The 19,393-nt window shown below is 66.0% G+C and carries 18 protein-coding genes; 5 read left to right on the forward strand and 13 right to left on the reverse strand.

What is annotated here, in order from left to right; all coding sequences use genetic code 11:
- Window positions 1–827, reverse strand: an 827-nt coding sequence (locus AXA74_RS15500) for an MBL fold metallo-hydrolase (RefSeq protein WP_060833218.1), incomplete at its 3' end; no start/stop codon positions are given.
- A 73-nt stretch (window positions 828–900) separates the two neighbouring features.
- On the opposite strand from AXA74_RS15500, the gene AXA74_RS15505 reads away from it, so the two are divergent.
- The 3 genes from AXA74_RS15505 to AXA74_RS15515 are packed head-to-tail and all read left to right on the forward strand — an operon-like array spanning window position 901 to window position 2,097.
- Window positions 901–1,236: an ArsR/SmtB family transcription factor gene (locus tag AXA74_RS15505; protein WP_029579817.1), complete on the forward strand. Its 336-nt coding sequence runs from the start codon at window positions 901–903 to the stop codon at window positions 1,234–1,236.
- Window positions 1,233–1,664 carry a YeeE/YedE family protein gene (locus tag AXA74_RS15510; protein ID WP_029579816.1) on the forward strand — a complete coding sequence of 144 codons (432 nt, stop codon included), beginning with the start codon at window positions 1,233–1,235 and terminating at the stop codon, window positions 1,662–1,664. Before AXA74_RS15505 ends, AXA74_RS15510 begins: the two co-directional genes overlap by 4 nt.
- 1 nt (window position 1,665) lies before the next feature.
- Window positions 1,666–2,097: a YeeE/YedE family protein gene (locus AXA74_RS15515; protein ID WP_032958526.1), complete on the forward strand. Its 432-nt coding sequence runs from the start codon at window positions 1,666–1,668 to the stop codon at window positions 2,095–2,097.
- Window positions 2,098–2,165: 68 nt separating this feature from the next.
- Here AXA74_RS15515 and AXA74_RS15520 read toward each other — a convergent pair whose 3' ends face one another.
- From AXA74_RS15520 to AXA74_RS15550, 7 genes are all read right to left on the reverse strand, one after another.
- Window positions 2,166–3,431, reverse strand: a complete 1,266-nt coding sequence (locus AXA74_RS15520; protein WP_032979201.1) for a phenylacetate--CoA ligase family protein — start codon at window positions 3,429–3,431, stop codon at window positions 2,166–2,168.
- A 30-nt stretch (window positions 3,432–3,461) separates the two neighbouring features.
- Window positions 3,462–4,292, reverse strand: a complete 831-nt coding sequence (locus AXA74_RS15525) for an ABC transporter ATP-binding protein (protein WP_029579813.1) — start codon at window positions 4,290–4,292, stop codon at window positions 3,462–3,464.
- Between the two features lie 55 nt (window positions 4,293–4,347).
- Entirely contained in the window at window positions 4,348–5,685 is a 1,338-nt protein-coding gene (locus AXA74_RS15530) for an ABC transporter substrate-binding protein (protein ID WP_029579812.1), read from the reverse strand.
- 95 nt (window positions 5,686–5,780) lie between these two features.
- On the reverse strand, window positions 5,781–6,845 hold the full coding sequence (locus tag AXA74_RS15535; protein ID WP_029579811.1) for a branched-chain amino acid ABC transporter permease: 1,065 nt from the start codon (window positions 6,843–6,845) through the stop codon (window positions 5,781–5,783).
- A gap of 20 nt (window positions 6,846–6,865) precedes the next feature.
- Entirely contained in the window at window positions 6,866–7,795 is a 930-nt protein-coding gene (locus tag AXA74_RS15540; RefSeq protein WP_032958521.1) for a branched-chain amino acid ABC transporter permease, read from the reverse strand.
- A gap of 16 nt (window positions 7,796–7,811) precedes the next feature.
- Window positions 7,812–8,612 carry an ABC transporter ATP-binding protein gene (locus AXA74_RS15545; RefSeq protein ID WP_029579809.1) on the reverse strand — a complete coding sequence of 267 codons (801 nt, stop codon included), beginning with the start codon at window positions 8,610–8,612 and terminating at the stop codon, window positions 7,812–7,814.
- A gap of 1 nt (window position 8,613) precedes the next feature.
- Window positions 8,614–10,584, reverse strand: coding sequence for an AMP-dependent synthetase/ligase (locus AXA74_RS15550; protein ID WP_029579808.1), 1,971 nt, complete (start codon window positions 10,582–10,584; stop codon window positions 8,614–8,616).
- A 164-nt stretch (window positions 10,585–10,748) separates the two neighbouring features.
- Here AXA74_RS15550 and AXA74_RS15555 point away from each other — a divergent pair, with 164 nt between their 5' ends.
- Window positions 10,749–11,447: a Crp/Fnr family transcriptional regulator gene (locus tag AXA74_RS15555; protein ID WP_029579807.1), complete on the forward strand. Its 699-nt coding sequence runs from the start codon at window positions 10,749–10,751 to the stop codon at window positions 11,445–11,447.
- Between the two features lie 184 nt (window positions 11,448–11,631).
- On the forward strand, window positions 11,632–13,350 hold the full coding sequence (gene acpA, locus AXA74_RS15560) for an acid phosphatase (RefSeq protein WP_032973708.1): 1,719 nt from the start codon (window positions 11,632–11,634) through the stop codon (window positions 13,348–13,350).
- A 32-nt stretch (window positions 13,351–13,382) separates the two neighbouring features.
- Here acpA and AXA74_RS15565 read toward each other — a convergent pair whose 3' ends face one another.
- The 5 genes from AXA74_RS15565 to AXA74_RS15585 all read right to left on the reverse strand — a co-directional run bounded on the left by AXA74_RS15565 (window position 13,383) and on the right by AXA74_RS15585 (window position 19,351).
- Window positions 13,383–14,105, reverse strand: a complete 723-nt coding sequence (locus AXA74_RS15565) for an ABC transporter ATP-binding protein (RefSeq protein ID WP_029579805.1) — start codon at window positions 14,103–14,105, stop codon at window positions 13,383–13,385.
- A 21-nt stretch (window positions 14,106–14,126) separates the two neighbouring features.
- Window positions 14,127–16,049: a branched-chain amino acid ABC transporter ATP-binding protein/permease gene (locus AXA74_RS15570; protein WP_032958516.1), complete on the reverse strand. Its 1,923-nt coding sequence runs from the start codon at window positions 16,047–16,049 to the stop codon at window positions 14,127–14,129.
- Window positions 16,050–16,054: 5 nt separating this feature from the next.
- Window positions 16,055–16,930: a branched-chain amino acid ABC transporter permease gene (locus AXA74_RS15575; RefSeq protein ID WP_029579803.1), complete on the reverse strand. Its 876-nt coding sequence runs from the start codon at window positions 16,928–16,930 to the stop codon at window positions 16,055–16,057.
- A gap of 87 nt (window positions 16,931–17,017) precedes the next feature.
- Window positions 17,018–18,181, reverse strand: a complete 1,164-nt coding sequence (locus AXA74_RS15580; protein WP_029579802.1) for an ABC transporter substrate-binding protein — start codon at window positions 18,179–18,181, stop codon at window positions 17,018–17,020.
- A 264-nt stretch (window positions 18,182–18,445) separates the two neighbouring features.
- Window positions 18,446–19,351 carry a LysR substrate-binding domain-containing protein gene (locus AXA74_RS15585; protein WP_032979200.1) on the reverse strand — a complete coding sequence of 302 codons (906 nt, stop codon included), beginning with the start codon at window positions 19,349–19,351 and terminating at the stop codon, window positions 18,446–18,448.
- Window positions 19,352–19,393 lie beyond the last annotated feature (42 nt).

A 19,393-nucleotide genomic window follows, 5' to 3' on the forward strand; every position in this document is an offset into this window, starting at 1 on the left:
GGGATCTTGAGGTAGCGGGTGCCGTTGTCTTCGGCGGCGGGAAGTTCGCCGGCGCGGATATTGACCTGGATGGCCGGCAGGATCAGGGTCGGCATGGCCAGGGTGGCGTCGCGCTTTTGGCGCATGGCGACGAAGTCGGCCTCGCTGACGCCGTCGCGCACATGGATATTGCCCTCGCGCTGCGCGGCCACCGTGGTTTCCCAGGCCGGGGTGCGGTGTTCGGGCGGATAGTCATGGCACATGAACAGACGTGTGGCCGGGGGCAGGGCCAGCAGCCGGCGAATGGAGCGGTACAGCTGGACGGCGTCGCCGCCGGGGAAGTCGCAGCGCGCCGTGCCTACATCGGGCATGAAGAGGGTGTCGCCCACGAAGACCGCGTCGCCGACCTGGTAGGCCATGTCGGCCGGCGTATGCCCGGGCACGTGCAGGGCGCGGGCCTGCAGGCTGCCGATGGCAAAGCTTTCGCCGGGCATGAACAGATGATCGAACTGGCGGCCGTCGGTGGCCAGGTCGAGATTGAAGACAGGTTTGAAGGCGGCCTGCACCTCGCGGATCGCCTGGCCGATGGCCAGCGTGCCCCCCAGCAGGCTTTGCAGATAACGCGCGGCCGATAGATGATCGGCATGCGCATGCGTCTCCAGTATCCATTGGCAATGCAAGCCCTCGGTGCGCACAAAGGCGGCAATGGCGTCGGCGCCGGCCGTGGAGGTCCGTCCGGACTTGGGGTCATAGTCCAGCACCGGGTCGATCACGGCGCAATCGCGTCCATCATGCACGACGTAGCTGATGGTGCCCGTCGTGGGATCGAAGAAGGCTTGGGGCTGCATGGCGGCTTCCGGCTGATAATCTACTGAATAATATTATATAATAATGTATATCAATATCCGGTTTTCTTCCCTTATGCATGCTCCCCTCACCGAGGCCGACATCGCGGCGCTGCGCGCCTCGGCCGATCAGTGCTGCGCGCTCCTGAAGGCGCTGGCCAATGCCGACCGGCTGCTGCTGCTGTGCCAGCTGGTCGAAGGCGAACGCAACGTGGGCGAACTCGAAGCCCAGACCGGCATCCGCCAGCCCACGCTGTCGCAGCAGTTGGGCGTGCTGCGCGACGAGGGGCTGGTCGCCACCCGGCGCGCCGGTAAATTCATTTACTACCGCATGGCCAGCCATGAGGTGAGCCAGATCATGAAAACCCTTTCGGGCCTGTATTGCGGGCAGGTCCTGGAGCACGCGCAATGAATATCGCATGGGAATCCTTCACCCCCGGCAGCGCCCTGGCAGGCGGCCTCATGATCGGCGCGGCCGCCGCCTTGTTGATGGCCACCCTGGGCCGCATCGCCGGCATCAGCGGCATCCTGGGGGCGCTGGTGCCCCCGGCGGCGGGTTCCGCCTGGCGGGTGGCCTTCATCGGCGGGCTGGTCCTGTCTCCCTGGCTGTACGGCCTGTTCGCCAAACTGCCCACCCCGCATTTCATTTCCAGCACGCCCACGCTCATCCTGGCCGGCCTGCTGGTCGGCTTCGGCACTCGGCTGGGTTCCGGCTGCACCAGCGGCCACGGCATCTGCGGCCTATCGCGCGGCTCGGTGCGTTCGGTCGCCTCGGTCCTGGTCTTCATGCTGACCGGCATGGCGGTCGTCGCCGTGGTTCGCCACCTCCTGGGGAACTGATATGCATCTCGTCTTCGCCCTATGCTGCGGCCTGCTGTTCGGCCTGGGTCTCATCGTCTCCGGCATGACCGATCCCGCCAAGGTGCTGGGCTTTCTCGATATCGGCGGACACTGGGATCCTTCGCTGGCTTTTGTCATGCTGGGCGCCATCGCGCTGACCGCGCCCATCTATGCCCGCCTGAAGCGGCGCGGCGCCACGATCACCGCCGGCGCGCCCCTGCAATGGCCCACGGCCCGCAAGATAGACCGGCGCCTGTTGTGCGGCGCCTTGCTGTTTGGCATAGGCTGGGGCCTGGCCGGGCTATGCCCGGGGCCGGCCGTGGTGACAGCCGCCCAGGGCTATGAGGACGCGCTGACTTTCGCCATCGCCATGCTGGTCGGCATGGGGGCGTTTTCTTTCTGGCAGAGGCCGGCCTCGGACCGCGGTCGTTGAGCGCGGCCATGCCAGGCGCCGCGTGACAGACCCCCGGTCGTCTGTCATGGCGTCCGACACCGGCGGTCTTACTCGTAGCTGCGCAGGTCCTCGATCACCTTGCCGTCGTTGGGCAGGCTGCCCGGTTCGGCGCGGACGATGTCGGCGCGCAGCTTGGTGATGTCGCGCACGGACTCGACCAGCCGCAAGGACAGTTCGGTTGGCAATTGTCCGGTTTCGACATGCAGGGCCATCTGCTCGGCGCCGGTGGTGCCGGTGATGACCAGGCGGGCGCGGCCGACTTCGGGGTGGCGGCGCAAGACTTCGGCCACCTGCGAAGGATGGACGAACAGGCCGCGCACCTTGGTGGTCTGGTCGGCACGGCCCAGCCAGCCGCGGATGCGGGTGTTGCTGCGTCCGCAGGGTGAGCGGCCCGGCAGGACCGCCGACAGGTCGCCGGTGCCGAAGCGCACCAGCGGGTAATCGGGGTTGAGCGTGGTGATGACCACTTCGCCCACTTCGCCATCGGGCACGGGCTCGCCGGTGCCGGGGCGCACGATCTCCAGGATGAGGTCCTCGCCCAGTACCAGGCCTTCGCGCGCCGAGGTCTCAAAGGCGATCATGCCCAGGTCGGCGCTGCCATAGGCCTGGTAGCCGGCGATGCCGCGCGCGGCCAGCCAGTCGCGCAGCGACGGCGGGAAGGCCTCGCCGGAAACCAGGGCGCGCTTGAGCGAAGTCAGGGGCACGCCGAGCTCGTCGGCCTTCTCCAGGATGATTTTCAGGAAGCTGGGCGTGCCGGTGTAGCCGGACGGCGCGAGGTCCCGGATGGCGTGCACCTGCTGCTCGGTCTGGCCGGTACCGCCCGGAAAGACGGTGCAGCCCACGGCGTGCGCGGCGGTCTCCATCATCGAGCCGGCCGGCGTGAAATGGTAGGAAAAGCAGTTGTAGGCCAGTTCGCCGGCGCGAAAGCCCGCGGCATAGAGCGCGCGGGCGAAGCGCCAGTAATCGGGCCGCGCGGTCTCCGGCTCGTAGATGGGACCGGGCGAGGCGAAGACCCGCGCAGCCTGGCCCCAGCCCACGGCCGAGAATCCGCCAAAGGCTTTCTGCGGGCCGGCAGGGTCATCGCCCGCCCGGCTTTTCTGCTGCAGCTCCAGCAATTCATGCTTGCGCAGCACGGGCAGCGAGGCCAGCGCCTGGCGGCTGGTGATGCGCGAAGCGTCCACGCCTCGCAGTTGGGCGGCGATGGCCGGCGCGCGCGCCTGGGCCTGGGCGATGGCGCCCGGCAGGGCTTGCATCAGGGCGCGTTCGCGCGCGGCCGGCTCGCGGGTTTCCAGGGTATCGAAAAACTCGGACATGGGTTGGCACCTTCGCGGTGTTGAGTCGGTTCAGGCCAGCCAACGCTTGCGGCGGCGATAAAACTTCTGGTCGCGGAAGCTCTTGCGCTCTCCGCTGGAGATACCGAGGTAGAACTCCTTGACGTCTTCGTTCTGCGCCAGGTCGCTGGCCGCGCCGTCCATCATCACGCGGCCGTTCTCCAGGATGTAGCCATAGTCGGCATAGCGCAGCGCGATATTGGTGTTCTGCTCGGCCAGCAGGAAGCTCACACGCTCGCGCTGGTTGAGATCGCGCACGATCTCGAAGATCTCCTCGACGATCTGCGGGGCCAGGCCCATGGAGGGCTCGTCGAGCAGGATCATGTTGGGGCTGGCCATCAGGGCGCGGCCAATGGCCGTCATCTGTTGTTCGCCGCCCGAGGTGTAGCCGGCCTGGCTGCCGCGCCTTTGCTTGAGGCGCGGAAAATACTGGTACACGCGCTCCAGGGCGGCGCTGACCTCGCCGCGCGACAGATGGCGGGTGTAGGCGCCGGTCAGCAGGTTTTCCTCGATGGTCAGGTGGGCGAAGCAATGCCGGCCCTCCATGACCTGCACCACGCCGCGCTTGACCAGCTCGGCGGGCGACAGCCTTTCGATGCGCTCGTCGCGGTACTGGATATAGCCCTTGGTGACATCGCCGCGCTCGCCCTTCAACAGGTTGGAGACGGCGCGCAGCGTGGTGGTCTTGCCGGCGCCGTTGGCCCCCAGCAAGGCCACGATCTTGCCTTCGGGCACGCGCAGGGACACGCCCTTGAGCACCAGGATCACGTGGTTGTAGATGACCTCGATGCCGTTGACATCGAGCAGCACCTTGGACGGCATGGAAGAGGGAGCGACAGTCATGGCGTTTCCTGCGGAATACGAAAGGCCGCCGGCCGGAACCGGCGGCCGGTGATCATCAGCCTTCGCACTTGCGCGGCGTGATCTTCTTCTCCTGGGCGTATTTGGCGGCCCCTTCCTTGACCAGCGGATCCACCAGGGCCTTGTCGGCCTGGTACCAGTCGGAGACCACGTTGAACTTCTTGCCGTCCCACTGGACGATGCGGGCCCAGTCATCGCCCATGTGGTTGCTGCAGCTGGTCTTGACCGGACGCATGATGTCGCCGAAGCCCAGCGCGTTCAGGCGTTCCTGGGTGAGATTGAGGTTCTCGAAGCCCCAGCGCACTTGCTCGGGCGTGAGCGCGCGGCCCTTGCCGAACTTCTCTTGGGCGGTGCGGATGGCTTCGACCTGCATCATGGAGATCATCATGCCGCGCGTGTGGGCGATGGTCCCCAGCGTGGTGTTGCCGGACTTGTCGGCGCCCTGGCCCTTGTCGTAGACGTATTTCTTCAGGTCTTCATAGACCTTGCCGGTGCCGGCGCTGTTGTGGATGGTGATGGCGTTATAGCCCTTGGCGACATCGCCCAGGTCCTTGACGTCGCCCTCGGAGCCGGCCCACCAGATGGCATACATCTTGTCGCGCGGATAGCCGCTGGCCTGGGCTTCGCGGATGGCCGTCGGCGTCATGATGCCGGCGCTCCAGAGCAGCACATAGGCCGGCCGCTGCTGGCGGATCTGCAGCCAGGTGGATTTCTGTTCCACGCCCGGCGCGGTCACCGGGTAGAGCAGCAGCTCGAAGCCTTCCTTGGCGGCGCGTTTCTGCAGCAGCGGGATGGGCTCCTTGCCATAGGGCGAGTCGTGATAGACCAGGGCGATTTTCTTGCCCTTGAGCTTGGCCAGCCCGCCTTCCTTCTTGGCGATGTCCTGGATCATGACGTCGGCCGCGGTCCAATAGGTGCCCAGCAGCGGGAAATTCCATTCGAAGACGCTGCCGTCGACCGATTGCGACAGGCCATAGCCCATGGTCTCGACCGGCACCTTGTCCACCATGGCCTTGTCGGTCACGGCGAAGGTGATGCCGGTGGACTGGGTGTCAAAGCCCGAGGCGCCGGTGCCCTTGTTCTTCAGGCGCTCGTAGCACTCCACGCCGCGGTCGGTGGCATAGGCGGTTTCGCATTCCTCGTAGGTGATCTTCACACCGTTGACGCCGCCGTCGCGCTCGTTGACCAGCTTGAGATAGTCCAGCTTGCCATCGGCCCAGGGGATGCCCAGCGGCGCGAAGGAGCCCGTGCGGTAGACCAGCAGCGGCACGAACTGTTCCTCGGCGGCGGCCGCCGGGGTGGCGAAGGCGCCCATCGCGCCGGAAGCGGCCATCAGGGCCGCGGCCAATTTCAGGTTAAGACGCTTCATCTCCATTTACCTCCTGCGTGGTGCTTGCTATCGAACACCGGGGTTGGCCCGGTCTGGAGCCGGGTTGTGTGAGAGCGCGGGCCGGGTGGGCCCGCGCCGATTCAATGCGGGAACGGCCAGATGCGCAGCTTTTCCTTGCCTATGCTCCACAGACGCGCCAGGCCATGCGGCTCGGCGATCAGGAAGAACACGATGAGCGCGCCGAACACCATGTGTTCGACGTGGGCGGCCGTGTCCACCGACAGCGACAGCCCGAGAAGATGGGGGATGTTGGTGAGCGCCACCGGCACCAGCACGATGAAGGCCGCGCCGAAGAAACTGCCCAGGATGGAGCCCAGGCCGCCGATGATGATCATGAACAGCAGCTGGAAGGAGCGGCCGAGGTCAAAGGCCAGCGGCTCCCAGGAGCCCAGGTGGATGAAGCCCCAGAGCGCCCCGGCCACCCCGACGATGAAGGAGCTGACCGCGAAGGCCGAAAGCTTGGCGTACATGGGGCGGATGCCGATCACCGCGGCGGCCACGTCCATGTCGCGGATCGCCATCCACTGGCGCCCGATGGCGCCGCGCACCAGGTTTTTGGCCAGCAGCGTGAAGACCACCACCAGGATCAGGACGAAGAGGTATTTCTCCAGCGCGCTTTGCACCGGCAGGCCGAAAGCCGTGAGCGGCGGCACGGACACATTGCCGGAAGAAGAGTAGTTGGTGAAGAAGGGGATGCGCAGGAAAGCCCAGTCCACGAAGAACTGCGCGGCCAGCGTGGCCACGGCGAGATAGAGGCCGCGTATGCGCAGGCTGGGGATGCCGAAGATCACGCCCACCAGGGTTGCGAAGCCGCCGCCGATCAGGATCTGCAGCAAGAGCGGCGAGCCCGGGAAGCGCACGCCGATGTTCCAGGCCGCGTAGGCGCCCACGGCCATGAAGGCGCCGGTGCCCAGCGAGATCTGGCCGCAATAGCCCACCAGGATGTTCAGGCCCACGGCCGCCAGGGCCAGGATGAGAAAGGGGATCAGGATGGCGCGCAGCAGGTAGTCGCTGGCGAGCAGCGGCACCGCCACGAAGGCGATCGCCATCAAAAGCGAGAAAAAGATGCGGTCCTGCCGGATCGGGAAGATCTGCTGGTCGGCGCGATAGCTGGTCTTGAATTGGCCGTTTTCGCGGTAGAACATGATGACTCCAATCTGGGGGTCTAGACCCGGTCAATGATTTTTTCGCCGAACAGCCCTTGCGGACGGAACAGCAGGAAGACCAGCGCCAGCACGTAGGCGAACCAGATTTCGATGCCTCCGCCGACCAGCGAGCCCAGATACACTTCCGACAGTTTTTCGCCCACGCCGATGATCAGGCCGCCCAGGATGGCGCCGGGCACCGAGGTCAGGCCGCCCAGGATGACCACGGGCAGGGCCCGCAGGGCGGCCGTCGACAGCGTGAACTGCACGCCGAACTTCGAGCCCCAGATGATGCCGGCCACCAGCGCGACCAGGCCGGCCACGCTCCAGACGATGACCCAGATGCGATTGAGCGGGATGCCGATGGATTGCGCGGCCTGGTGGTCGTCGGCCACGGCGCGCAGCGCCCGCCCGGTCGAGGTGAACTGGAAGAACAGCGCCAGCGCGGCCACCAGCAGCGCGGCGATGAGCGCGGCGGTCAGGTCTTCGAGGTTGATGAGCAGGCCGCCCTCGAAGATGGAGTCCAGCACCATCCAGGGCTCCTTGGGCATGCCTACATTGATCGAGTAGACCGAGCTGCCGAAGGTGATCTGGCCCAGCCCGTCCAGGAAATAGCTGATGCCCAGCGTGGCCATGAGCAGGGTGGTCAGGTCCTGGTTGACCAGGTGGCGCAGCACCAGGCGTTCGATCACCACGGCCAGCACGAACATGATGGCTGCGCTTACGATGAAGGCCAGCACATTGGCCACCAGCATGTTCTGGAAGCCCAGCCACTGCGGTATCCACTCCGAGAAGCGCGCCATCGACAGGGCGGCCACCAGCACCATGGCGCCCTGGGCGAAGTTGAATACGCCCGAGGCCTTGAAAATGAGCACGAAGCCCAGGCCGATCAGCGAGTACAGCATGCCGCTCATCAACCCGCCCAGGAAAGTTTCCAGAAAGAATCCCATCTCGTACCCCGTCCGTTCAGCCTTGCGCCACGCCGAGGTAGGCGCGGATCACATCAGGATTGCCCCGCACTTCGTCGGGCGTGCCATCGCCGATCTTCTTGCCGTAGTCAAGCACTACGACCCGGTCGGAGATGTCCATCACCACGCCCATGTCGTGCTCGATGAGGACGATGGTGGTGCCGAACTCATCATTGACGTCGAGGATGAAGCGGCTCATGTCTTGCTTTTCCTCGATGTTCATCCCGGCCATGGGCTCGTCGAGCAGCAGCAGCCGCGGCTCCATGGCCAGCGCGCGGCCCAGGTCCACGCGCTTTTGCAGCCCGTAGGGCAGCCGGCCGACCGGCACCTTGCGGTAGGCCTGGATCTCCAGGAAGTCGATGATGTTCTCGACGAATTCGCGATGCGCCATTTCTTCACGCTCGGCCGGCCCCAGGCGCAGGGCCTGGGACAGCAGGCCGCATTTCATGCGCAGGTTGCGGCCGGTCATGATGTTGTCCAGCACGCTCATGCCCTTGAAGAGCGCCAAGTTCTGGAAGGTGCGCGCGATGCCCATCTCGGCGGCGCGGCGCGGGTTCATGCGCGAGAAGCGCTCGCCGCGCAGCATGATGCCGCCCTGCTGCGGTGTGTAGACGCCGTTGATGACGTTGAGCATGGAGCTCTTGCCGGCGCCGTTGGGTCCGATGATGGCGCGTATCTCATGCTCGCGCACGTTGAAGGAAATATCCGTGAGCGCCTTGACGCCGCCAAAGGACAGCGAGATGTTCTGCATGTCCAGCATGACTTCGCCGATCTGCTGGTCGCGGGAGGAGATGCTCATATCAAGCGGCCTTGGCGGTGATGGCGGGATAGGTCTTGGCCGCGCAGATGCGCAGGTCGGCGGAAATCCTGCCGCTGCGGCCATCCTCGAACTTGACCTCGGTTTCGATGAACTGGCTGTCCTTGCCGCTGTACAGCGCGTCGATCAGCACCCCGTATTTCTGGGCGATGAAGGCGCGGCGCACCTTGCGCGTGCGGGTCAGCTCGTCATCGTCCGGGTCCAGTTCCTTGTGCAGGATGAGGAAGCGGTGGATCTGGGAGGCGGCCAGGCGCGGATCATTGGCCAGGTCGGCGTTGACCTTTTCGACGCAGTCGCGGATCAGGGCATACACCTCTTCCTTGCCGGCCAGATCGGTGTAGCCGGCGTAGGGCAGGCCACGGCGCTCGGCCCAATTTCCCACGGCCTCAAGGTCGATGTTGATGAAGGCGCAGGCTTGCTCGCGGTCGGCGCCGAAGGCCACGGCTTCCTTGATGTGCGGGAAGAACTTGAGCTTGTTTTCGATGTACTTGGGCGCGAACAGGCTGCCGTCGGCCAGCTTGCCCACGTCCTTGGCGCGGTCGATGATCTTGAGCTGGCCATCGCTGTCCAGATAGCCCGCGTCGCCGGTATGGAACCAGCCCTCGGCATCGCGCGCTTCGGCGGTGGCGGCCGGGTTGCGGTAGTACTCCTTGAAGAGACCCGGGCTCTTGACCAGGATCTCGCCGCTGTCGGCCACGCGGATTTGCACGCCGTCGACGGGCGGACCCACGGTGTCGTCGCGCACCTGGCCGTCGGGCTGCACGCAGACGAAGACCGAGGTTTCGGTCGAACCGTAGAGCTGCTTGAGATTGATGCCGATGGAACGGTAGAAGACGAACAGGTCGGGGCCGATGGCCTCGCCCGCGGTATAGGCTACCCGCACGCGGCTCATGCCCAGCGCATTGCGCAGCGGGCCATAGATCATGAGGTCGCCCAGTTTGTAGCGCAGCGCATCCCAGGCCGAGACGGATTCGCCGTCGAGGATGCGGGCGCCGACGCGGCGCGCCAGGCTCATGCAGGCGTGAAACAGTTTGCGCTTGACGAGGCCTGCGTCCTCCATGCGTATCATCACATGGGTCAGCAGTCCCTCAAGCACGCGCGGCGGCGCGAAGTAATAGGTCGGCCCGATATCGCGCATGTCGATGGACACCGTGTCGGGCGATTCCGGATGGTTGACAGTGAAACCCGACACCAGCAGCTGGGTGTAGGAGAACATGTTCTGGCCTATCCAGGCGGGCGGCAGATAGGCCAGCACGTCTTCCTGGTCGCTCAGCTTCTCCATCTCGGCCACGGCCCGCGCGCGGTCGATGAGCGCATGATGGGTCAGCACGACGCCCTTGGGCTTGCCGGTCGTGCCGGAGGTGTAGAACATGGCCGCCGTATCGTGGGGTTGCACGGCGCGGGCGGCCTGCAGGTAGAAATCCGGGTTGGCCTGCGCATGCCGGCGCCCGGCCTCTTCCAGCGCCTCATAGGATTGCAGCAGGTCGTCGTGGTAGTTGCGCATGCCGCGCGGATCGTCATAGACCACGGCCTTGAGCGCGGGGCATTGCTCGCGCACTTCCAGCATCTTGTCGACCTGCTCCTGGTCTTCGACGACCGCCACACTGATCTCGGCGTCCTGCAGCACGTAGACCATCTCCTGGGCCACGGCATCCTGGTAGAGGGGGACGGGGATGGCGCCCAGCGCCTGGGCCGCCATCATGGCAATGTACAAACGGGGCCGGTTTTCGCCGATGACGGCGATATGCTTGCCGGGGCCGATGCCCAGCGCCGCCAGGCCATGGGCCAGCAGGCGGACGCGCTCGGCCACGTCGGCCCAGCTTAGGGTTTGCCATATGCCCAGGTCTTTTTCGCGTATCGCGGGACGCGACGGGCGCACGCTGGCATGTTCGAGCAGGAGCGCAGGAAAGGTCTGCGCCGCCGCCGGTCGGGCCGGGGGCTGGGAATGTGCCACGTTGTCTCCTCCGGTTTGGGCGGGGACGGGAGTGTTGCGAGCTAGGCTTCCCGACGTGCGCTTGACCAGTTCGTTTTAGATTTACGGCAGGAGTTAAGGTATAAGGTTGGGTCGTCGCTAACTGTCACCATCACGACATTCAAGGAACATTTAGGGTATTCCCGATGCAGCTAGCCGATTCGCTACATCTCGCCGCCGCCTGGTTTCGCATGCTGGATAACGAACAGCGGGCGCGCGTCGAGCGCGACGTTTCGGTGCAGCATGTCCAGGCTGGCACGATCATAGAGCGGAAAGGCGAGCTCGCCCAGGCATGGATAGGCGTGCTGTCGGGCCTGGTGAAAGTCTCGGTGGGCAATGCCGAGGGCAAGGTGGCTTCGCTGACCGGCGTGCCCGCCGGCGGATGGATAGGCGAGGGCTCCCTGCTCAAGCGCGAGGTGCGCAAATACGATGTGGTGGCCTTGCGCGATTCGGTGGTGGCGCGCCTGCCCGCAAGCACCTTCGAGTGGCTGCTCGACAGCAGTATCCCTTTCAATCGATACCTGCTGCATCAGCTGAACGAGCGCGTGGCGCAATTCATCGGCAAGGCCGAGTACGACCGCCTGCTCGATCCCGATGCGCGGGTGGCGCGCTGCTTGGCCGAACTCTTCAATCCCCTGCTGTATCCCGGCATGGGCATGCGCCTGGCCATCACCCAGGAAGAAGTCGGCTACCTGGCCCGCGTCTCGCGCCAGCGCGCCAACCAGGCCCTGCGCAAGCTCGAAGGCGCCGGCCTGCTCAAGGTCGAATACGGCGCGGTGCGGGTCATGGATCTCGACGGCCTGAAGCACTACGGCGCCGATAACGCCGCCATCGACGAAGACTGAGCGCGCGCGTTTTTGCCTGCCCTGTTCAGCGTACTGACAGCCGGTCCGACAGCCTGCTGACAGGGATCGGTCACATCGTCAAAACAAAGTCTCTGTAGCCTGCGGGCTGTTCACGATGCCGGCTGTCATCCGGCGGCATGCGGCGTCATGACAGGGCGCCGCCTTCTCCCGCAAGGTTTTCCTCATGTCCGAAAAAGAAGACGACGCCGGCCGCAAGTCCGGTGAACACCACGAACCCGCGCCGGCCCGCTCCACGCGCCGCGGATTTCTGACCGGCGTTGCCGCCCTGGGCGCCAGCGCCGCCACGCTGGGCGCCCTGGCAGGCTGTCACGGCAGCAAGGACGACGATGATGACGATACGACCGCCGTGCCGGCCGCGCCCGTCGATACCACGCAGGCGCTGCGCGAGAACGTCAAGACACTGGTGGTGATCTACGCCGAGAACCGCAGCTTCAATAATCTGTTCGCCAACTTCCCGGGCGTCGAGAAGCCGCTGTCGCAGCTGTCGGCCGCCGATTACCGGCAGTACGACCGCGACGGCACGCCGCTGGCCGTCCTGCCTCCGGTGTGGGGCGGCATGGTGCCGCAATCGCAGCAGGCCAATCACATCACGTATGAAGTGGACCAGGCCGCGGCCTATATGAACAACCTGCCCAATGCGCCGTTCGCGCTGCAGGGCCCGCAGGGCGAGCCGTTGCCGCAGGGCGTGGTCACGCGCGACCTGTGGCATGTGTTCTACCAGAACCAGATGCAGATCAACGGCGGCAAGAACGACCGTTTCGTGGCCTGGGCGGATTCCGGCGCCCTGGTGATGGGCTATTACAGCGATTCCGCCTACAACCTGCGTCTCTGGAAGCTGGCCGAGGAATTCGTGCTATGCGACAACTTCTTCCAGGGCGCTTTCGGCGGTTCTTTCCTCAACCACCAGTATCTGGTCGCGGCCCGTCCGCCCTTCTATCCCGACGCCGCCAACTCCGTGGCCCGCACGCAGATCGCCGAACTCGAGAGCGATGATCCCGCCGACCCGCGCCTCAAGCCCAAGGCCACCTCGCCGGCCAGCGCCCTGGCCGGCGCGCCGCAGTTCGGCGCCAGCGCGCTGACTCCGGACGGCTATGGCGTGAACACCATGGCGCCGCCGTACTGGCCGTCATTCAGCCGCAGCGCGACCGATCCCACGCTGGCCGATCCGACCAACCCGCAGACCATGGTGCCGCAGACGCACGCCCATATCGGCGACCTGATGAGCGCCAAGGGGCTGGACTGGGCCTGGTATGCGGGCGGCTGGCAGGCCGCCGTGGACGCCACGGGCAATACGGGTTTCCCGTCCTCGCCCAACTTCCAGGCGCACCACCAGCCTTTCAACTACTTCGCCAGCACCGGACCGGGCACCGCGGCGCGCGCGGCGCATCTGCGCGACGGCGGGCTGGGCGATATCGCGGCCACCAACACCTTCCTGGCCGATGCCGAGGCCGGCAAGCTGCCGGCGCTGACCTTCTACAAACCGCAGGGCAACCTGAACATGCATGCGGGCTATGCGGACGTGGAGTCGGGCGACCGCCACATCGCGCACATCATCGACAGCCTGCGCAAGAGCCCGCAGTGGGAGCACATGGTGGTCGTGGTCACCGTGGACGAGAACGGCGGCTGGTGGGACCATGTGGCCCCGCCCAAGGGCGACCGCTTCGGCCCGGGCTCGCGCGTCCCGGCGCTGGTCATTTCGCCCTTCGCCAAGAAGGGCACGGTGGACCACACCGTCTATGACACCGGGTCCATCCTGCGCCTGGCCATCCGCCTGTTCGACCTGCCCATGCTCGAAGGCCTGGCCGCGCGCGACAAGGCCATGACGGACCGTGGGCAGGCGCCCATGGGCGATCTGACGAACGCCCTGGTCTTCACGGCCTGACCGACGCGGCTGCGTGCGCGTAGCCGCGTCGGTCAGTGGCCGCCGCCCAGGTAGGCGGCGATCACCGCCGGGTCGTGCTTGAGCTGTTCGGCCGGCCCGTGCACCGAGATGCGTCCGTTCTCCAGCACATAGCCGTAGTCGGCGACGTTCAGCGCGGCGGCGGCGAACTGTTCCACCAGCAGCATGGTCACGCCCTGCTCCTTCAGGCGCGCGATGATGCGGAAAACCTCTTCGACCAGGATGGGCGCCAGGCCCATGGACGGCTCGTCCAGGAGCACCAGCTCCGGATTGAGCATGATGGCGCGCGCCATGGCCAGCATCTGCTGCTCGCCGCCCGACAGGGTGCCGGCCAGCTGGTCGCGGCGCTCCTTCAGGCGCGGAAACAGGTCCATGGCGCGGGCCAGGTCGGCCTGGACGTCGCCGCGGGGCCGGCTGCCGGTCAGGCGCGGGAAAGCGCCCAGCAGGAGGTTGTCGGTGACCGACAGGGTGGGAAAGACGCGCCGCCCCTCGGGCGAATGCGCCAGGCCCAGGCGCGCGATGCGGAACGACTCCTGTCCGGCGATGGCGCGGCCGTCGAGGGTGATCTCGCCGGCCGTGGGGCGGATCATGCCCGACAGCGCGCGCATGGTGGTGGTCTTGCCCGCGCCGTTGGAGCCAATCAGGGTGACGACCTTGGCCTTGGGCACGTCCAGGCTGATGCCATGCAGCACCTTGACCTTGCCGTAGCCCGCTTCGAGATTCTTCACAGATAGCATTGTCGATGTCTCCGGCGGGCGTCAGGCGGTCGCGCCGCCCAGGTAGGCTTCGATGACCTTGGGGTTTTGCTGGATCTCGCCGGGCAGGCCCTCGGCGATCTTCTGGCCGAAGTCCAGCACCGACACGGTGTCGCACACGCTCATGACCACGTCCATGTGGTGCTCGATCAGGATGAGCGTGATGCCGTGGTCGCGCACCTTGCGGATGATGACCAGCAGTTCGGCGATGTCGGGCGCCGTCAGGCCGGCGGCGGGTTCGTCCAGCAATAGCAGCTGCGGGTCCAGGGCCAGCGCGCGGGCGATCTCCAGCAGGCGCTGCTTGCCATAGGGCAGGTTGCGGGCCTCCTCGCCGGCGTATTCGGCCAGGCCGACAAACTCCAGCAGCGCCAGGGCGCGGGCGCGCGCCTGTTGCTCTTCGTGCTTCCAGCGGGCGGTGCGCAGCGCGATATTGGCCAGCCCGGTCGTGAAACTGTGATGCAGGCCCACCAGCACGTTTTCCAGCGCCGTCATCTCGCCGAAGAGCTGCACGTTCTGGAAGGTGCGCGCCACGCCGTTGGCGGCGATGTCGGCCGGCGTCAGCCCCACCAACGAGCGGCCCGAGAACGACACACTGCCGGCCGTGGGCACGTAGATGCCGGTCAGCACGTTCATCATGGTGCTCTTGCCCGAGCCATTGGGGCCGATCAGGCCGTGGATGGTGCCGCGCTTGACGGTCAGGTCCACCTGGTTGAGGGCCTTCAGGCCGCCGAACTGCATGAGCACGCCCTGGGCCTGCAGCAAGGTCTCGGCGGGGCCGGCCGCGGCCGCGGGAACGGCGTCGGCATGGTCGGCGAGTTCGGCCTTGACCGACAGCGCCGTGCGCCGGGTCGAGAAGAAGAGGTTGCGCACGAAGCCCACGATGCCGTCGGGCAGGTAGTACACGACAAAGAGGATCATCACGCCGAAGATGGTCAGGCGCCAGTCGGTCACGGCTTCCAGCCAATAGGCGAACACGGCCAGCGCGATCGTGCCGACGACCGGCACGGCCACGCGGCGAGGCTGGGTCTGGCCGCGCGCCACCGCCACGGCGCAACCCGCGGTCACCAGGACGGCGACGGCCAGCGCGATCAGGCGGAAGGTGCCGATGTCATCCAGCATCTTGGGCAGCAGCACGATGATGGAAGCGCCCAGGATGGCGCCGGTGCGCGTCTTGCGCCCGCCCATGATGATGGCCAGCAGGAACAGGATGGTGAGTTCGAAGTTGTAGGTGTTGGGCGAGATGTACTGCTCGGAGTAGGAGTACAGCGCTCCGGCCAGGCCGGCGAAGCCGGCGCTGATCACGAAGGCGATGACCTTGTGGCGGTAGACCGATACGCCCATGCAGTCCGAGGCGATGGGGCTGTCGCGCAAGGCCTCGAAGGAGCGGCCCAGGTGCGACTTGAGGATGCGGTGCACCACGATGAGGGAGAGCACCAGCAGCAGGGCGACGAGCCAGAAATACTCCTGCTTGTCGAGCACATGCCCGCCGAAGGCGGGCTTGTTGATCTTGATGCCCAGCGGCCCTTCGGTCAGGAAGGTCATCTCGTTGATGAGGATCTGGATGATGGTGCCGAAGGCCAGCGTCACCATGGCCAGGTAAGGGCCGGTCACGCGCAGCGCGGGCAGCGCCAGGACGGCGCCGAAAGCGGCGGCGATGACGATGGCGGCCGGCAGGGTCACCCAGATGGGCATCTGGAGATGGAAAAACAGCACGCCAGCCACGTAGGAGCCGACGCCGAACAGGCCGGCATGGCCCAGCGATACCTGTCCGGTATAGCCCACCACGATGTCGAGCCCGAACAGCAGGATCGAATAGATCATGATGGTTTCGATAAGGTGCAGATAATAGGTGTTGGTCACGCCCAGCGGGATGGCCGCCAGGCAGGCCAGGGCCACGATGGCCAGGACACGGTGCAGGGGTTTCATCGGCTTTACACCTTCTTGATCGCGGTCTTGCCGAACAGGCCGGCGGGTTTGAAGGTCAGCACCAGGAGCAGCAGCACGAGGCCGGGAACGTCCTTGTAGCCGGTCGACAGATAGAAGCCGGTGGTGGTCTCGGCGATGCCCAGGATGAGGCCGCCCACGACCACGCCCATGCCGCTGGACAGCCCGCCGATGATGGCCACGGCAAAGGCCTTCAGGCCCAGCACCGCGCCCATGGTGGCGCCGGTCAGCGTGAGGGGCGCGACGAGCACCCCGGCAAAGGCCGCCGTCAGCGACGACATGGCGTAGGAAAAGGTGATGACCAGGCCGGTGCTGATCCCCATCAGGCCGGCGGCGTCGCGGTCGTTGGAAGTGGCCACGAAGGCCTTGCCGTAGATCGACTTGCGGTTGAACAGCTCCACCAGGAGCATCATGGCCAGCGCGCCGAAGACCACCAGCAGCTCCATGGGCAGCACATTGGCGCCCAGGACCTTCAGCGGCGCCTCGGGCAGCGGCGAGGGAAAGCGCAGGTCATCGCGGCCCCAGACATTCTCGGCCACGTTGCGGAAGATGATGCCCAGGGCGATGGTGGCCATGATCCAGCCGAACTCGGAGCGCGTCTTGATGGCCGGCCTCACGCCGACCCGTTCGACGAACATGCCCTGCAGGAAACCGAAGACGCAGACGATGGGAATCATGACCCAGTAGTTCACGCCCAGGCCCACCAGTGTCAGGCCGACCAGCGCGCCCAGCATCAGGGCTTCCCCCTGGCCGAAGTTGAGCGTGCCCGATGTGGCGAAGGTGAGCTGATATCCGAACGCTATGACGGCATAGATCATGCCCAGCGCGATACCGCTATAGATAAGCTGTAGAAGAATCATCATGTATGCGCAGTGAGAACCCCGGCCCGCGCGCCGAGCGGATACCGCGCGGGCCCGGCCGGGCCCGCGCTGCGGTGGACAGCTTGTGTGTTATTGAGCCTTGACGACCCGGCCGCCCTTGACCTCGCCGATCACGACTTCTTTCTCGGTGATGGCGTCGTGGTTGTCGTGGCTGAAGGGCTTGTTGTAGGTCATCACCACCCCCTCGACCGGGGTCTGGAGGTTTTCCAGGGCTTCGCGCACCTTGGGACCGTCGGTGGTGCCCGCCTGCTTGATGGCCGCGGCCAGCAGGTAGATGGAGTCATAGCCCTGGGCCGCCGAGACCGGCGAGTCGATGCGGTTGTTCTTGGGCTTGAACTTGGCCAGGTAGGCGTCGATGAAGGCCTTGCGGCGCGGCGTGTCCGGATCCTGGATGAAGGTCTGCGGCATGCGCGCGCCTTCGCCGTTGGCGCCGGAGTTGTCGATGTAGTTGGCCATGGACAGCGTCCAGCTGCCGATGATGGGCACCTTCCAGCCGAGCTTGGCCATGCCGTTGGCGATCTGGGCCAGTTCGGGGCCGATGCCGTAGGTCAGGACGGCCTCGGCGCCGGCTTCCTTGGACTTGAGCAGCTGGGCCGTCATGTCCACGTCCTTGATGTTGAACTTCTCGACGGCCACGGGCTTGATGCCCTTGGAGGCCAGGGCTTTTTCGAGGTCTTCGCGGCCGAGCTGGCCGTAGTTGGTCGAATCGGCCAGGATGGCGACCTTCTTGAAGCCGCGGCGGGTGACGGCTTCCTCGACGATCATGGGCGCCTGGATGCTGTCATGCGCCGCGTTGCGGAAGACGTAGTTGTCCGGGTACTCCGGCGCCTTGAACTGATGGGTGATCACGCTGCCGGTGGCCACGTTGTTCATCACCGGGATCTTGGCGTCCTGGTAGAAGCGCTGCGAGGCCAGGGCCACGCCGGTGTTGATATAGCCCACCGTGGCGACCACGCGCTCTTTGTTGATGAGCTCTTGGGCGATCTGCACACCGCGTTCGTTCTTGGCTTCGTCGTCGCGTTCGACGCCGACCAGCTGGCGGCCGAGCACGCCGCCGTTCTTGTTGATCTCCTCGATGGCCAGGCGCACGCCGTCGCGCATGCTCACGCCCATGGAGGAAGAACCGCCGGTATAGGGACCGGCCACACCGATCTTGATGGGATCCGCCGCGTAGGCTCCCGCCGAAAGGGCGAGCGTCAAGGTACCGGCAAGCAGCTTCAAACGAAAGTCCATGATGTCTCCGTTGAGATTGGTATTTGGCCTCCCACGCTAATCTGATTTTGGCTGTGGTCGGTCCGACTGCGGAAAAACCAGTTCTTTGCGCCACTCTTTATCGTGCTGCGTCGCGGGCGCTCTCCTCTTGGTGCTCGGTACTCTGGTCTTGAATGCTTACGCGAAACTTATATTTGTGGCCGGTTTCTCGTAAATCCCTAGAAGAAAAGGGCCTGATCGGAGGGGAATTCCGATGGGTGCCGGAATTATTTTCCGGTGAGGAGCTCAGCGGTGGGCGATATGGGCGCAGACGCCGGCGATCCAATCGGCGAAGGCGCGCGCCCCTCCCTGCAGGGGGCGGCGCTGCTCATGGCAGAGGTAGTACTGGAACTCGCCGCGCGAGGTCACGTCGAAGAGCCGCACGAGCTTGCCCTCGTTGAGCCATTCGGCGGCCAGGGTCTTGCGGCTGAGCGCCACGCCCTGTCCGGCATGGGCGGCGGCCAGCACCATGCCCAGGTCCACCAGCCAGACGCCCTTGGTGGGCTCGGGCCAGTCCAGCCCGGCCTGGTCGAACCAGGGCCGCCAGGGCTCCATGGGGCAGCGCAGCAAGGCGGCGTGGGCCAGGTCCTCGGGCCGCTCGAAGGGCCCATGGCGCCGCTGGTAGCCCGGGGAGCACACGGCGAAGACTTCGTCGTCGGTCAGCTGTTGGACATGCAGGCCCGGGTACTGTCCGTTGCCAAAGCGTATCCACAGATCGGCATTGGGCGGGGCGATTTCGAGATAGGGCACCGAAAACAGGATCTCCAGGTCGACCTGGGGATGGCTGTTGGTGAACTCCGGCAGGTAGGGAATGAGGACCTGCCGCGCGAAGGTGGGGGTGGAGACGACGCGCAGCAGTTCCGTCGGAGGTTCGGCCCGCGCCTTGAGGGCCGCGGCCGACAGCTGGCCCAGGGCGCTGCGCACTTGTTCGAGATACTCGCGCCCGGCCGGCGTCAGCGTGGCGCCGCGCCGGCTGCGCACGAACAGCACGGTATCGAGCTGGGCCTCCAGGGTGCCGATGCGCTTGCCTATGGCGCTGGCGGTGACGCCCAGTTCGGCGCCGGCGGGCTCGAAACCGCCCAGGCGGGCGGCGGCCTCAAAGGCCTGGATGGCGGCCAGGGACGGCAGACGTGGCTCTCGGGTTCCGCGCATGGGCTGGGGGGCCGCAATGGCGGCCGGGGCAGGATGGGGAGT

Source organism: Bordetella hinzii LMG 13501 (assembly GCF_001548475.1).
GTDB classification, from domain to species: domain Bacteria; phylum Pseudomonadota; class Gammaproteobacteria; order Burkholderiales; family Burkholderiaceae_B; genus Bordetella; species Bordetella hinzii.

Bases quoted from the DNA above. Each gene is read 5' to 3' on its own strand.
- AXA74_RS15505 (WP_029579817.1), top strand. From the start codon at position 901: ATGCATGCTCCCCTCACCGAGGCCGACATCGCGGCGCTGCGCGCCTCG.
- AXA74_RS15510 (WP_029579816.1), top strand. From the start codon at position 1,233: ATGAATATCGCATGGGAATCCTTCACCCCCGGCAGCGCCCTGGCAGGC.
- AXA74_RS15515 (WP_032958526.1), top strand. From the start codon at position 1,666: ATGCATCTCGTCTTCGCCCTATGCTGCGGCCTGCTGTTCGGCCTGGGT.
- AXA74_RS15520 (WP_032979201.1), bottom strand. From the start codon at position 3,431: ATGTCCGAGTTTTTCGATACCCTGGAAACCCGCGAGCCGGCCGCGCGC.
- AXA74_RS15525 (WP_029579813.1), bottom strand. From the start codon at position 4,292: ATGACTGTCGCTCCCTCTTCCATGCCGTCCAAGGTGCTGCTCGATGTC.
- AXA74_RS15530 (WP_029579812.1), bottom strand. From the start codon at position 5,685: ATGGAGATGAAGCGTCTTAACCTGAAATTGGCCGCGGCCCTGATGGCC.
- AXA74_RS15535 (WP_029579811.1), bottom strand. From the start codon at position 6,845: ATGTTCTACCGCGAAAACGGCCAATTCAAGACCAGCTATCGCGCCGAC.
- AXA74_RS15540 (WP_032958521.1), bottom strand. From the start codon at position 7,795: ATGGGATTCTTTCTGGAAACTTTCCTGGGCGGGTTGATGAGCGGCATG.
- AXA74_RS15545 (WP_029579809.1), bottom strand. From the start codon at position 8,612: ATGAGCATCTCCTCCCGCGACCAGCAGATCGGCGAAGTCATGCTGGAC.
- AXA74_RS15555 (WP_029579807.1), top strand. From the start codon at position 10,749: ATGCAGCTAGCCGATTCGCTACATCTCGCCGCCGCCTGGTTTCGCATG.
- acpA (WP_032973708.1), top strand. From the start codon at position 11,632: ATGTCCGAAAAAGAAGACGACGCCGGCCGCAAGTCCGGTGAACACCAC.
- AXA74_RS15565 (WP_029579805.1), bottom strand. From the start codon at position 14,105: ATGCTATCTGTGAAGAATCTCGAAGCGGGCTACGGCAAGGTCAAGGTG.
- AXA74_RS15570 (WP_032958516.1), bottom strand. From the start codon at position 16,049: ATGAAACCCCTGCACCGTGTCCTGGCCATCGTGGCCCTGGCCTGCCTG.
- AXA74_RS15575 (WP_029579803.1), bottom strand. From the start codon at position 16,930: ATGATGATTCTTCTACAGCTTATCTATAGCGGTATCGCGCTGGGCATG.
- AXA74_RS15580 (WP_029579802.1), bottom strand. From the start codon at position 18,181: ATGGACTTTCGTTTGAAGCTGCTTGCCGGTACCTTGACGCTCGCCCTT.
- AXA74_RS15585 (WP_032979200.1), bottom strand. From the start codon at position 19,351: ATGCGCGGAACCCGAGAGCCACGTCTGCCGTCCCTGGCCGCCATCCAG.